The sequence below is a fragment of the Kocuria gwangalliensis genome, assembly GCF_039544365.1.
GTDB classification, from domain to species: Bacteria; Actinomycetota; Actinomycetes; order Actinomycetales; family Micrococcaceae; genus Kocuria; species Kocuria gwangalliensis.
In genome coordinates, this window is the sequence record NZ_BAABLN010000009.1 from 46770 (window position 1) to 60392 (window position 13623).

13 protein-coding genes are annotated in these 13623 nt (G+C 67.6%); 5 read left to right on the forward strand and 8 right to left on the reverse strand.

Annotated elements, in window-relative coordinates; genetic code table 11:
• Window positions 1–30: 30 nt before the first annotated feature.
• On the reverse strand, window positions 31–1362 hold the full coding sequence (locus tag ABEA06_RS04455) for a hypothetical protein (protein ID WP_345310701.1): 1332 nt from the start codon (window positions 1360–1362) through the stop codon (window positions 31–33).
• Window positions 1363–1584: 222 nt separating this feature from the next.
• Here ABEA06_RS04455 and ABEA06_RS04460 point away from each other — a divergent pair, with 222 nt between their 5' ends.
• On the forward strand, window positions 1585–2463 hold the full coding sequence (locus ABEA06_RS04460) for an NAD(P)-dependent oxidoreductase (protein ID WP_345310702.1): 879 nt from the start codon (window positions 1585–1587) through the stop codon (window positions 2461–2463).
• A gap of 34 nt (window positions 2464–2497) precedes the next feature.
• Here ABEA06_RS04460 and ABEA06_RS04465 read toward each other — a convergent pair whose 3' ends face one another.
• On the reverse strand, window positions 2498–3721 hold the full coding sequence (locus tag ABEA06_RS04465; RefSeq protein ID WP_345310703.1) for a glycosyltransferase: 1224 nt from the start codon (window positions 3719–3721) through the stop codon (window positions 2498–2500).
• A 133-nt stretch (window positions 3722–3854) separates the two neighbouring features.
• On the opposite strand from ABEA06_RS04465, the gene ABEA06_RS04470 reads away from it, so the two are divergent.
• On the forward strand, window positions 3855–4721 hold the full coding sequence (locus tag ABEA06_RS04470; protein ID WP_345310704.1) for a UbiA family prenyltransferase: 867 nt from the start codon (window positions 3855–3857) through the stop codon (window positions 4719–4721).
• Window positions 4718–6211 (forward strand): phytoene desaturase family protein, encoded by a 1494-nt coding sequence (locus tag ABEA06_RS04475; RefSeq protein WP_345310705.1) that lies wholly within the window; start codon window positions 4718–4720, stop codon window positions 6209–6211. Before ABEA06_RS04470 ends, ABEA06_RS04475 begins: the two co-directional genes overlap by 4 nt.
• Window positions 6212–6288: 77 nt before the next feature.
• Here the strand turns inward: ABEA06_RS04475 and ABEA06_RS04480 are convergent, their stop codons facing one another.
• The 5 genes from ABEA06_RS04480 to ABEA06_RS04500 form a co-directional block, all read right to left on the reverse strand.
• Complete coding sequence (locus ABEA06_RS04480) at window positions 6289–6852, reverse strand: hypothetical protein (RefSeq protein WP_345310706.1); 564 nt, start codon at window positions 6850–6852, stop codon at window positions 6289–6291.
• A gap of 394 nt (window positions 6853–7246) precedes the next feature.
• A complete protein-coding gene (locus ABEA06_RS04485; protein ID WP_345310707.1) occupies window positions 7247–7708 on the reverse strand; it encodes a MaoC family dehydratase in 462 nt (153 codons plus the stop codon).
• Between the two features lie 63 nt (window positions 7709–7771).
• Window positions 7772–8941 (reverse strand): acyl-CoA dehydrogenase family protein, encoded by a 1170-nt coding sequence (locus tag ABEA06_RS04490; protein ID WP_345310708.1) that lies wholly within the window; start codon window positions 8939–8941, stop codon window positions 7772–7774.
• Window positions 8938–9921 (reverse strand): amidohydrolase family protein, encoded by a 984-nt coding sequence (locus ABEA06_RS04495; protein ID WP_345310709.1) that lies wholly within the window; start codon window positions 9919–9921, stop codon window positions 8938–8940. The genes ABEA06_RS04490 and ABEA06_RS04495 overlap by 4 nt, the downstream gene beginning before the upstream one ends.
• 38 nt (window positions 9922–9959) lie before the next feature.
• Window positions 9960–10895 (reverse strand): SDR family NAD(P)-dependent oxidoreductase, encoded by a 936-nt coding sequence (locus ABEA06_RS04500; RefSeq protein ID WP_345310710.1) that lies wholly within the window; start codon window positions 10893–10895, stop codon window positions 9960–9962.
• A gap of 121 nt (window positions 10896–11016) precedes the next feature.
• Here ABEA06_RS04500 and ABEA06_RS04505 point away from each other — a divergent pair, with 121 nt between their 5' ends.
• Window positions 11017–11451 (forward strand): MarR family winged helix-turn-helix transcriptional regulator, encoded by a 435-nt coding sequence (locus ABEA06_RS04505; protein ID WP_345310711.1) that lies wholly within the window; start codon window positions 11017–11019, stop codon window positions 11449–11451.
• An 18-nt stretch (window positions 11452–11469) separates the two neighbouring features.
• On the opposite strand, the gene ABEA06_RS04510 is transcribed toward ABEA06_RS04505, so the two are convergent.
• A complete protein-coding gene (locus ABEA06_RS04510; protein ID WP_345310712.1) occupies window positions 11470–12462 on the reverse strand; it encodes a hypothetical protein in 993 nt (330 codons plus the stop codon).
• A gap of 142 nt (window positions 12463–12604) precedes the next feature.
• On the opposite strand from ABEA06_RS04510, the gene ABEA06_RS04515 reads away from it, so the two are divergent.
• A complete protein-coding gene (locus ABEA06_RS04515) occupies window positions 12605–13564 on the forward strand; it encodes a hypothetical protein (RefSeq protein WP_345310713.1) in 960 nt (319 codons plus the stop codon).
• The last annotated feature ends 59 nt before the right edge of the window (window positions 13565–13623 follow it).

Genomic DNA, 13623 nt, shown 5'->3' on the forward strand with positions numbered 1-13623 from the left:
ACCCCCGGGAGAACCGCGCATGACTGACACCTAAGGCTTGCCCGTCACCACGGCCATCTCCACCGGGGTTTCCGGCAGGTCGATGGACGTGGTCACCTCACCCGTGGCCAGGTCGACCACGTGGAGTTTCTTGTTCTCCGCATCGGTCACGTACGCGTTGGAACCGGCCACCGTGATGGCGGGACCGGCCTCCTGCCAGTCCTCCTTTTCCTCCCACGGCTCGATCACGTCGATCTTCTGGGTCACCGTTCCGGTTTTCTCATCGATCACGTTGAGCTTGCCGTCGTAGGTCAGCACCAGGGCCTCGCCCTCGGGGCCGCGAGCCAGCGAACGGAACCAGTAGGACGAATCCAGGTCCACCAGCTGATGCGAATCATCGCGCGTGTCGAAAAGCGCCACGCGGGTGGGCCGCTCCTGCTCGGCGGCCTCGTCCACCTTGTAGTCACCCAGCACGATGGGCGATTCCTCCGAGCCGGCCAGGTTACCCGAGCGCGCATAGGAGTCCGCCACGGCGACCTTGTGGAATTCACCGTCGCGGTAGATCACGGGCCCGTTCTCGCAACCCACCATCACGGTGTCGGTGGTCTTGCCGGGTGCCGCCACAGCCTCCCCGTGCACGCCCGGGCAGTCCGTGGTCTCGGCCTTGACCGAGCCGTCCTCATTGAGCACCTGGACCGTATTGCGCTCCTCCTCGGTGCCCTGGGTCGTGAACAGAGTGCCGTCGGCCAACTCGAGCGCCACTCCGTGGTGCGGGTTCTCGGTTGAGGTTTCCTTCGTCTCCGGCATGCCGTCCTTGAGCGCCTCGGAGTCGAAGGTCGTGATGGAGCCGTCCCCGTCACCGAACAGCGTGGTCTTGCCGTTGTGGACCACCACGTGCCCGGCGTGCGAGGCGTCGAAGGTCACGTCGGTCAGCTCGGGCGCGGATTCACGGTAGTGGTAGTGATCGCCGTGTTCCTGCGCGTCCAGGCCGGTGTCGTGCACCCGGAACACATCGCTGTCGCCGACCATCACGTGGCGACCGTCGCCCGCATTGTTGAGCCGCAGGAAACCCTCGTGCTTCGTGTCGTCGATAACCTCGCCGGATTCGGTGTCCACGGTGAGCAGTCCGCCGTCGTAGGCCACCACGGCGCGCGGGGTCAGGCTCGAGACTTCTTTCGCGGCCACTTCACTCGCGGTTTCGCTGGCACTCGGGGACGACGACGCCGCCCCCGCCTCCCCCTTGCCACCCGCCCCACACGCGGTGAGAGCAAGTGCGGCAATGGCCATTGCGGCCATCGTCATGGGCGCGCGACGGCGCGCCTTGGTGGATCCGGACATGGGCGGTTGAGCCCCTTCGGGGGCGTTGTGCTCGATGGTGTGCATGGGAGCACTTTATCTTAAGTGAGTATCGTTCTCATATAAGCCACTCGGTTAGTCGTGCATCGGCCGGTCTGCCGCCACAGGCGGCTCTCCCTTCGCTCCGAAAATCTCCAAGTTGGGCTCCGAAATTCTCCACGTCGGGGCCACCCAATCCCGTCCCTGGACGCCGACGCCGCCCTTCGAGGCATGATGGAACCAGCCGTCACCGTCGCGAGGAGCCACAACATGAGCCCGTCACCGCACACCGTAGGGATTATCGGTCTCGGATCCATGGGAACGCCCATGGCCGGGCACATCATCGACGCCGGGCACGACGTGGTGGTCCTGCATCGCAGCCTGCACAAGGCTGAGGGGGCACGCGCGGTGGATTCACCGCGGCACATGGCGCGCCAGTGCGACGTCGTGATCCTGCTGGTCCCCGGCGCCCCGGAAATTGACGGTGCGCTCGATGAACTCGTCGAGGGTGCCCTTGAGCGCGATCCCGACCACGACCGCCTGATCCTGGCCGTCAGCTCCACGGTCTCCCCCGTGGACATCACCCGCTGGCACCGGGACACCTCGGGTGTGGAGTTCGTGGACGCTCCCATCAGCGGCGGCGAGGCCGGCGCGATCCGCGGGGACCTGTCCATCATGGTGGGTGGCGACGCCGCCGCCGTCGGTTTGGTCTCGGACGTCCTGTCCTCGTGCGGTCGCCCCGTTCACCTGGGGCCGTTGGGATCGGGGCAGGTGGCCAAGGCCTGCAATCAGTTGATTTGCGCGGCCGAGATCGTGGCGATCTCCGAAACAAGTGTGGTGGCCGAACGCGCCGGCCTTGACCTGGCCAAACTGCTCGACCTGCTCCAAAGCGGCTATGCGGGGTCGGTCATCATGAACGACAAGACCCCCAAACTCGTGGCCCACGACTACTCGGTCTCGGCGCAGGCTGCTTTCGTCCACAAGGACGTGTCCGCCTACCTGGACGCCGCCCGGGCCACCGGAACCACATCGGTGCTGGGCGGACCCCTTGCGAGCGCCGCCCAGCAGCTCATTGACGCGGGGCTGGGCGAACGGGACTCCGCGGTGTTCCAGAAGTGGATCGCGGAGCGCGAAGATCCTCATCACTGACCATTACCGGCGCTGCGTGTTGACCGATGCGGGCTCAAATCCCGGTGAGGACGTCCAAGGCAGTGCGCAGCCCCTGCTCCCGTCGGACCGCAGCGCCCGTGCGCCGCGCCGGCTCCCGGTGGGCAAGAGCTTCGCCCACCGCGGGGGCCAGCGCCTCCGGCGTCAGCTCACGGTACGGGATCGGGGCCGCCGCGACCCCGAGCCGGTGCAACTGCCGGCCCCAGAAGTGCTGGTCGACGAGGAACGGCACCGTCACGGACGGAACGCCGGCGCGGGCCACGGTGTGCGCGGTCCCGGCGCCGCCGTGGTGGACGGCCACGGCGGCGCCGGGCAGCACGACATCCAGCGGCGCGGCCGGTACGGCCAGCACGTCCTCACCCCGGCTGTCCTCCGGCAGCGCCAGCCCGCCCCACCCGGTGAGCAGCAGCGTGCGCAGCCCGTGGGCGCGAGCGCTCGCGACGACCGCCCGCCCCCGAGCACCCGGGTCGCCGGCCGCCATGGAGCCGAAGGACGCCACCAGGTACGGGCCGCCGCGCAGGAAGGCCGCCACGGCAGGGTCCGGCAGCGCCTCGGGTGCCGTCTCGTGCCAGGCCCCGGTCAGGTGCACCCGATCCGGCCAGTCGGCGGGCCGGGGCAGCAGGTGCGGGCTGACCGCCATCAGCGTGGCGCGCGAACCCGCGGCGGGCGACGGCGCCCGGCCGCCGGGCAATTGCGCGCACGCGCGCTCGACGTCGGCCCGGAACAGCCGGGCCCCACCCCGAGGTACCGCATAGGTACTGCGGTTGAACCGCCCGGGATCCGGGGAGACGGCGCCCACGGTGGAGAGCACCGACTCGGGAGTTCCCGGCGCGGAGAATTCCCGGGTGGGCGTGGCCACGGGCACGAACTCGGTCAGCACCCGGGGCACGCCGAGGGCGTCGGCCACCGCCGGCGCGGTGAGCACGAGCGGGTGGTGGACCACCAAGTCGGGGCCGAACGCCAGCGTCTCCCGCACCGCGGCGCGAAGCATCTCGCGCATCCCGGGGCGGATCTCGGTGCGGAAGCGGCGCACTGCCGTCCATGGCGAGAGTCCGTGGGTGCGCACCATTCGGTGCAGGTTCATCCCGAGACCCACGGTGTCGATCCCGGACAGCTCTACCCCGGAGTGTTCCGGCGCCCCCAAGCGGACCCGGTGGCCCCGGGCGGTCGCGTAGCGGGCCAGGGCGGCGAAGGGCTCCACGTCGCCGCGGGTACCGGAGGTCAGCAACATCAGGCGCATTGCTCCAGTGTGCCCCAGCGGCGGACCGGGCACGAACCGCCGGGGCGGGCGCTCGTGCTCATGCGCCCGTGTAGGGTGGAAAGTAGGTGCCCACGACCCCGGGTGCACCCGTGTCTGAGGAGGAGCAACGCCCGTGCCCCAGGCATCATTCGTGCCCGCCGTCCGGCGGGCGGTCCACATCTCCCGGCCGGTGCTGTGGATCAACGCCTTCGGCACAGGCATGCTGGGCATGTGGCTGGCGGGCTCGCTGTGGCGGTGGGAAGCGCTGCCGCTGCTGCTCTGGCTGACTCTGCCGTTCAACCTGCTGATCTACGGCGTCAACGACGTCTTCGACCAGGACACCGACGCCCTCAATCCGCGCAAGGGCTCCCTTGAGGGGGCGCGGATCGACTCCGGCGAGGTGCGCACCATCTGGGCCTGGGTGCTCGCCACTAACGTTCCGTTCGTCATATGGTTCGCGCTCACCCTGCCCCCGGCCGCGCTGGCCTGGATCGCAGTGTACGTCCTGGTCTTCGTGTTCTACTCGACCCCGCCCCTGCGCTTCAAGGCCCGGCCCTGGCTCGACTCGCTGAGCAACGCCGCCTACGCCCTGCCCCTGGTGTTCATGGCCTACGCGCTCGACCGTTTGCCCGTGTGGCCTGCGGCGGTGGGCCTGATGGCGTGGAGCGTAGCCAAGCACGCCTTCGACGCCGTCCAGGACATCGAGGAGGACCGGGCGGCGGCCATCACCACGACGGCCGTGCGGCTGGGCCCGCGCGGCACCGGGATCTGGTGCGGGGGCTGGTGGGCCCTGTCCACCGTGTGCTTCGCGCTGGCCAACGTTCCGGTGGCCGTGGTGAACGCACTCATCGCCGGCGGGCTCGTCGGTTCCCTCCTGCGGGACCCGCGCCCGGCCACCGGGCACCGGCTTTACCGGTACTCCATTGCTTTCCCCTACGTCGCCGGCGCCGTGGCCGGGGTGCAGCTGACGGTCGCGCTGTTCTTCGGGGTGTACCCGTGAGCCGCGTCGTCGTTGTGGGCGCCGGCATCGGCGGGCTGACCTCGGCCGCGCTGCTGGGCCGGGCAGGCCACCACGTGACCCTACTGGAGGCCGCCGACCACGTGGGCGGCAAGAGCCGACGCTTCGAGGCCGCCGGGCAGCGGGTGGATACCGGGCCGTCGCTGTTCACGTTCCCGGGCGTGTGGGAGGAGCTGCTGCGCCGCCTCGACGCGCTCGGCGCGGGATCCGGGACGCGAGGGCCGGGGGCACCGACCGCCGCGCAGACCGCGGCACTGGAGCTGGAGCGGTTACCCGACGTCGGCAGCTACTTCTACCGCGGCGAGCGGTGCGAACTGCCCGTGCCGCCCGGACATCCCTGGCACGAGGCCTGGACCCGCTTCGCGGCCGAGCACGGCGGGCTCGGCCCGGACATCACGCGGCTGCTGACCACGGACGTACTGGACCGGGCAGCCTATCCGGCGCTCGGCAGGCTCGGTCGGCTGTACGGGCGGAAGCTGACCACCCGCGACTACCTTGACGGCCTGACTTGGCTGCCGGAGGGCCTGCGCGAGGTCATCGCCATCCACACCCTCAACGCGGGCGTCGGTCCGCAGCGCACCCCGGCGCTGTACGCGTCCATGCCCGCGGTCATGGCCCACGACGGCGTGTGGCTGCCCCGGGGCGGCGTCTACGAGCTCGTCGAGGCCCTGCGGCGCCTGGCCGTGGCCGCCGGGGTCGAGATCCACACCGGAGAACCGGTGACCTCCGTGACCCGGGGCCGGGTGACCACCGCCCGCAGCACGTACCCGGCCGACGTGGTCGTCAGCGGCATCGACGCCCACCGGCTCGGCGGACTGCTCTCCGGCCGGGCGCCCCGCCGACCCCGCAGGCTCAGTTGCTCGGCGGTCGCGGTCTACGCGGTGTTGGACGCCGAGCTGCCCGGGGGCACACCCCGCCACGGCGTGGTCCTGCCCGACCGCCCCGACGAGCTCTACGCCGCTCTGGAGGCCAGGAACGAGCCGGAGCAAACCATGGCCTTCGCCAACTATTATCCGGCCGACACCGTCCACCCGGGCAGTGAACCCACGCTCGCCCTGCTGCTGACCACCCCGGCCAACGGCAAGGCGTACAACCTGGAGGACCCGTTCGTCGCTCGCGAGATCGAGCGCGTGAGCCGGGTCCTCGGGTGGCCACATCCTGTGTCTGACCGGTTCCGTCACGTGCGGATCCTGGACCCCGCGTACTTCGCCGCCCACGGGTCGGAGGGCGGGGCACTGTACGGCGCGGTGCGCGCTCCGTGGCGGGCCGGACCCTTCCACTCCCCCGCCCACCGGAGCCTGCTGCGGCCGTGGCTGTGGCGGGTGGGGGCCTCCGTCCACCCGGGCGGCGGACTGCCCGCGGTGCTGGGCGGGGCGATGATCTCCACCGGGAAACTGCTCGAGCGCCTGGAGCGGGACCGGTCCCGGGCGCCGGCGGACCGGCGCCCGCGCGGGCTCCGGGGACGCCGATAACCGAGGCGTGCTCCGGCCACCGAATCGCTCGCCGCGCTCTGCACGGACGTTGAGAACAAATCGGTTCAGTACATCGCTTATCGTGTTTTTCCGGCGACGCCGGCGGGCACGCGCGCCGACGTCCCCTCTCTACGTCGTGCCCAGTAGCCCAGGCCCCCGATGACCAGGGAGCCCACGCAACCCGCGGCGAGGTCTCCCATGGTGTCCAAGTAGCCCACCTCCACACGCGGGTCCACGAGGGCGTAGCCCGCGAACTCCACGAACTCCCAGAGCAGGGCCAGCACGGCGCCCAAGCTGGTGATCACCGCCACGTGAGCCACAGCGCTGGGGGCGCGGAGCCGACCCCAGCGTTCAAGGGCCCGTAAAGCGAGCTCGGCCAGCACGGCGGTCGCGGCACAGTGCACCACCAGGTCCCAGTGGGCGAACCGCTCGTAGAGGAGGAAAACCGAGCTCCACGCCGCGACCAGCAGCACCAGGTTCGTGGTCACCTCCAGAACCGCCGGCAGCCGGGCCCGCCACATGATCGTGGTGGCCAGGCACACCAGCATCATCACGGCGGCACCCACGGTGTCGGAGAACAGGACGGTGAGCAGCGCGGACAGCGGCGCGAGCCACCGGACGGCCAGGGCGACCCCCCTCATGCGCACCCCACTCCCGACCGCAGCGAAGCCCGGGTGCAGGGATGGGAGTACGCCTTATCGGCCAATACCGTTTCCGGCCGGGCGAAGGTGCCCGACCCGCTCGCAGGCCTCATCCGTCAGTTCTCCTCTGCCAACCATTCCACCGGTCCAACACATCCCACCGGTCCAACACATCCCGCCGTTCACAGGACATACCCTAGAGCGCCACGGCCGACCAGGCGAAACGTTGTGCCATGGGCAAAGAAGTACAACCCGAGCGAAGGGACCGGCCAGAACCTTCGAACACACTTCAGGGCCCATTAGAACCTCGGCACCACGCGGTGAGGGCTCTACTGAGCCTTCACGTGCAGCGGAGGGTTCTAGCGGGCCCTGAGGCGCAGGACCTGACGAGCGCTTACTTGTAGAAGCGGTTCAGGAAACGCGCCACCACGGCGGGACGTTCTTCACCCTCGATCTCAATGGTCGCATCGGCCACCAGGTGCAGGCCGTTGCCCTTGACCTCGGAGACCTCCGTGATGGTCACGGTCATGCGCACGCGCGAGCCCACCTTCACGGGGGAAGTGAAGCGGACCTTGTCCAGGCCGTAATTGACCTTGGTCTGCACGTCGGACACGTCGAAGAGCTCGGACCACATGGGGATCAACAGCGACAGGGTCAGGAAACCGTGGGCGATCGGCGCACCGAACGGCCCGGACGCGGCCTTTTCCGGATCGGTGTGGATCCACTGGTGATCGTCGGTGGCGTCAGCGAACAGGTTCACCTGGTCCTGCGTGATTTCGCGCCACTCGGAAAAGCCCAGGTCCTTGCCCGCGAGGTCGGCAACTTCGGCAAAGGAAGCAACGGTCTTGTCGGTCATGAAATTCTCCTTGAAATGGTGAGTCAGGCCGCGCGCAACGGTGCGAGCGGCGTCGTCGGCGAATCAGGCGAAAGCTGACTTGCCCGTGATGGACCGGCCGACCACGAGCGCGTTGATCTCGTGGGTGCCTTCGTAGGAATAGACCGCCTCGGCGTCCGCGTGGAAACGGGCGACGTCGGTGGCGAGCGTGATCCCGTTGCCGCCGACCACTTCGCGGGCCAGGGCCACGGTCTCGCGCATGTGCAGTGCGATCCACATCTTGGCGAGCGCGGAATCCTCGTCCCGGTACTCGCCGCGATCCTGTTTCTCGGCGAGGTCGGAGACCATCGAGAGGCTGGCCGTGACGTTGCCCAGCATGCGCGCGAGCTTCTCCTGAACGAGCTGGAAACTGCCCAGTGACTTGCCGAACTGTTCGCGGGACCGCACGTAGCGCAGCGCTGCCTCGTACGCGCCGGCCTGGATGCCTGTTGCGATCCACGCGACGTCCGAGCGCATGACGCGCAGCATGGCCGCGACGTCCTTGAACGAGTTGCAGTTCTGCAGCCGCTGCGCCTCGGGAACCCGCACGTTCTCGAGCGTGATGTCCGCGTTCTGCATCATGCGCAGTGCGGTCTTGCCGTGGATCTTCTCGAGCGTCACCCCGGGCGCCTCGCGATCCACGAGGAACGCCTTGACCTGACCGTCGGCCACGTCGCGGGCGAACACGGCCAGATAATCGGCGGTGAACGCACCACCGATCCAGCGCTTGGCGCCGTTGATGATCCACTCGTCACCCTCCCGTTCGGCCGCGGTGGCCAGCCCGCCGGCAATGTCCGAACCGTGCTCCGGTTCGGTCAGGCAGAACACACCGGTGGTTTCGAACGAGGTGATCTTGGGGTCCAGCTCGGCGAACTGCTCCGGGGACGCTCCCACGCGGCACGTGGTGCGGAACAGGCCCGCCTGCGCCGTGTAGAACGTGGCCATGGAGGCGTCCGTGCGGGCCAGTTCGAAGATCCGGAACCCGTGGTACAGCGAGCGCGGAGCACCTTCGATCTCATCCGGGGTCATCAGGTTCAGCCCGTACAAGGACGGCGCGATCTGGTAGGGGAACTCGCCCTTCTCCCAGTACTCGGCCACCAGCGGCGTGATCTCGTTCTCAAGCACCGTGCGCAACCGCAGGATGGGTGCACGCTCGGCCTCGGTCAGCCGGTCGGCAATGCCGTACGGGTCGCAGTCCGGGTACAGCTCGCTCATGTCCGCTCCACCTTTTGCGCCTGGGCCGCCTTCTCGGTGGCGTACTTCTTGGCCGCGACGACGGCGCCGCCCTCGCTGGGTTCGTAGGGCTCCTGCAGTTCCCCGAGGCCGAAGAGCCGCAGGGCATTGCCCTTGAGGATCTTGGGCTTGACCTGGTCCTTGAAGCGCTGCTGCTCGAAAGCACCCAGCCACTTCTGCGGGGTGATCAGCGGGTAGTCGGTGCCGAAGAGCACCTTGTCCTGAAGCATCGAGTTGGAGGCGCGCACCAGTGACTCCGGGAAGTACTTGGGCGACCAACCGGACAGGTCGATCCACACGTTCGCCTTGTGGGTGGCGATCGAGTTGGCCTCGTCCTGCCACGGCACCGACGGGTGGGCCATGATGACCTGCAGGTTCGGGAAGTCAGCGGCCACCGAATCCAGCAGCAGCGGGTTGGAGTAGCCCAACTTGATCCCGTAACCACCCGGCAGACCGGCACCCATGCCGTTCTGACCGGTGTGGAACAGGGCGGGGACGCCGAGCTCCTGGATGGCCTCATAGATCGGGTAGTGCTTCTCCTCCGAGGGGTCGAAACCCTGCAGCGACGGGTGGAACTTGAAACCCTTGACCCCGAATTCCTCGACCAACTGCCGGGCACGCTCCACGGCCTGCGGAACCTGGAGGGGATCCACGGAACCGAAAGGGATCAGCACGTCGTTGTTGCGCGCTGCACCTTCCGCGATCTCCTCGATCGAGTTGGGCTCATGGCCCAGTGCGGTGGTGGCGTCCACGGTGAACACGACCGCGGCGAGGTTCCACTCACGGTAACGCTCGGCAATGGTGTCCAGCGACGGGGAGCGGTCCTCCGCCTTGAAATACTTGGCGGACGCATCCGTCAGGGCCTGGGGCAGTGACGCGTGGCCGTGGTCCGAGCACTCGATGTGCACGTGCACGTCAATGCCGTCCCGCTGGGCGAGCTCTGCACCGAATTCATAACGCATGGTGATTTCCCTTCAGTTCAACAGGTCCGGAACGTGACTCAGCCCTGCGTGGGCTGAAGTTCCTCGGGCAGCGGGGGCATCTTCTCGCCGCAGGTCTGCAGCTTTCCCTCGAACAAACCGTGGGCCTGCTCGGCCAGGGCTTCGTAGCTCCAGCCGCCCTCCCGGTACTCGGTGACCAGCAGAGTCGGGTGGCTGAACAACTGGAGGCGGTCGCCACCGGCACCAATGGCCTGGCCGGTGACGTCAGCGGCGTCGTCGGAAGCCAACCAGGTGATCAGTCCTGCCACGTCAGCGGCGGTGCCGAAACCCAGGTCGTGTCGGAAGAAGGAGGGCATGGCCTCGCCGCGCTCGTCCGCCTCGACAGCCTTCTGGAAGAACGGGATGGTCTTGGTCATGGCGGTGGCGGCCACGGGAATCACGGCGTTGGCGGTGACCCCGACCTTCTTCATCTCCAGGGCGAAAGTGCGGACCATGCCCACGATGCCCGCCTTGGCGGCCGCGTAGTTGGTCTGGCCGAAGTTGCCGTACTGGCCTGTGGGCGAACCGATCGCAATGATGCGCCCGGCCACGCCGTTCTCCTTGAAGTAGCGGTAGGTTTCGCGCACGCAGGTGAAGGTGCCGCGCAGGTGAACCTTGATGACCAGGTCGAAGTCCTCGTCGGTCATCTTCAGCAGTGACTTGTCACGCAGCACGCCGGCGTTATTGACCAGGATGTCCAGGCGACCGAAGGCATCCACAGCGCCGTTGACCAGCGCGGTTGCGGCCGCGGTGTCACCCACGGGGGCGACGACGGCCACGGCCTTACCGCCCTCGGCCACGATGGATTCCACGGCGGCGTCCGCGGTGTCCTGGTTGACGTCATTGATCACGACGGACGCGCCCTGCCGAGCGAGTTCCTGGGCGTAGGCCAGGCCCAGGCCTTGGCCCGACCCGGTGACGATGGCGACCTTGCCGGCCAGTGGTGACTGAGTCATGTCTGCTCCCGAATTCAGTGCTGCGGTTCACAATGTGCTGTGTCCATCGCATCTCATTTCGTTGATCATGTCAATGATCAATATTCTCCATTACTTAGCGTCTTGCCGGTACTATGGACGCATGCCGCACACACTGAGAGAATCCGATCTTTCGCAAGAGCCCGTGTTTCTCATGGCGCGCGCCAGTTCATTGGGCTCGGCCACAGCCAACCGGTCCCTGGCAAATCTGGGCTTGAAGGTGCGCCACTACTCGGTGTTGTCCCTGGTGTGCGGAAAGAAGCACCCCACGCAGCGCGAGTTGAGCTACCACCTGGTGCTGGATCCCAGCCAGATCGTCCTGATCGTGGATGCCCTGGAGAAGCGGGGCCTGGTCCACCGTGAGACCGACCCCAGCGACCGCCGTTCCAAAATCATCGTGCCCACGGCGCAGGGGCAGAAGCTCTATCAGGAGGCGAAGGTCGCCGTGGAGGCATCATCGAACTGCACGCTCTCGAACCTCTCGGACGAGGAACGCGCCAGCCTGCTGAATATGCTCCGGAAGATCTCACTGGACTGAGTGTCCGGCGAATCGGCCTCAGCGTGGCTCCAGCGTCCACTCGCCGTCCGCGTGCACCATGATGACTTGCTCGGCAGAACCCGCCGTGACATCCAGTTCCACGGGGCCCGTTCCGTATTCGAACTGGGTCCAGCTGCTCAGATCGTCCTTGTCATACACCTCAACCCGGGGAACGCCTTCCTCCGAGGTGAACCGATAGTCCTGCTCCTCGCCGGCCGGGAGTGCCACGACCGCGGGTCCGCCACCGGTGATCTCCGCGCCGCGTTCGACACGCGGCATCTGGGAGGCGGGGAACCCCTGAACCTTCCATTCGGTGTCACTGTTGCCCTCGGGGTAGATCACCGTGGTTTTGGGTGCATTCGGATCCGCGTCGATCAGCATCATGCCCGTCTGCCCGCTATTGACGGCGCCCAGGTGCTCGGTCATGTCCCCGCCCTTGCTTTCGTAGGCATTGAGGAAAACTCCGGCATTTTCGCGGTCGCTCGTGACGGACCAGGTGATCAGCAACGGGCCCTCGTGCTCCGGGACCTCGATCGCATACTCGCTCTTCTCCTCCAACACCGTCTCCTCGAACGCGCCTTCCCGGGTGAACAGGGCACCCTCGGTCGGCACCTCCAGGTTGCCGCCGCGGGCCATGGGGCGCGCGGGCTCGGTGGTTCTCGCGGGGCTCTGTGCGTTCGACGTCGCGGCCGACGGCGACGCGCTCGGCTCGCGTTCCTGCGTCGCGGTCGGTTGGGCGACCGCCGTGGTCGGAGGGGGTGCGGGCGGGTCCTCCCCGCCGCCCGGAAGCAGCGTGGGGGCGACCCTCGTGATGGCCCACAGCAGGGCACCGAGAAGCAGAAGGCCGAGGAGCGCCGCGAGGCCGATCAACCCAATGGCGGTCTTGACGGATGTGCCTTCGCGGGCTCTGGGCACACCGTAGGCCGGAACGTACTCTTGCGGTTTTTCATCCGGTGAGCCGTCCTGCGGAGGCTCGTTCGGACCTGATGGGGGTGTGTAGGACGAGCTCATGAAAACCTCCGGGGGGATCGGTACTGTCATGTTTCCATGCGCCCTAACCATTTGCGCATAGGCTGGCAGTACCGCCACATGGTCAGCATGCTGACCGGTGGTGACGCCCGCGACCGACCTACCCCCCTGAGGTGTTTGCGCCATGCGCCGACTGTCCACCGTTCTCGCCACTGCCGCCTGTGCAGCCCTTCTGCTCTCCGGGTGCGGCACCGGGGAATCCGCATCCCCAGACCAGGCGACCAGCACGCAGAACGGAACCGCCGCGGCGTCGGCGTCGCCCGAGGCAACGCCCTCGCCCACGCAACCGCCCGAGCTGATCGGCGGCGGAACCGAGCTGTTCCCCGATCGACGCTTCGTGGCGCTCTACGGGCACCCCGGAACGCCCGGGCTGGGCGCGTTGGGCGAGCAAGGACCGGAGGCCTCTGCGCAGCGCGCCATCGAACTGGCCAAGCAGTACCAGCCGTACAGCGAAGAAAAGGTCATCCCCGCCTTCGAGATCATTGTGACGGCGGCGTCCTCGGAACCCGGAGCGGACGGCAATTACTCCAACGAGGTCCCCGTGGATCACTTCATCCCCTACATTGAGGCCGCCGAGAAGAACGGCGTGTACGTGGTCCTCGATCTGCAGCCGGGCCACACCGATTTCCTGACTCAGGCCAAGATCTATGAGGAACTCCTGAAGCGACCCAACGTTGGCCTGGCGCTGGATCCTGAATGGCGTTTGGCTCCGGGTCAGGTGCACATGCAGCAAATCGGCTCGGTCTCCGCGGATGAGATCAACAAGACCACCGAGTGGTTGGCCGAACTCACCGCGGAGAACAACCTGCCGCAAAAAGTCGTGATCCTGCACCAGTTCTCCATGTCCATGATTCAGGATCGCGAGAACATCAAGACCGACCACCCCGAATTGGAACTGGTTCTGCACGCTGACGGCCACGGCACTCCGGAATTGAAAATGGAGACCTGGGGCGTGCTGCAACAAGGCCTGCCCGAGGATATCCGCATGGCGTGGAAGAACTTCTACGACGAGGACACCCCCACGTTCACACCGGAGCAGACGTACAACATTGAGCCCAAGCCGTGGTTCGTGTCCTATCAGTGACCGCCCCTGACGTTGCCCGCTGTAGATCCACGGACCAGTTGGGTGCTCGCTGTGGGCGA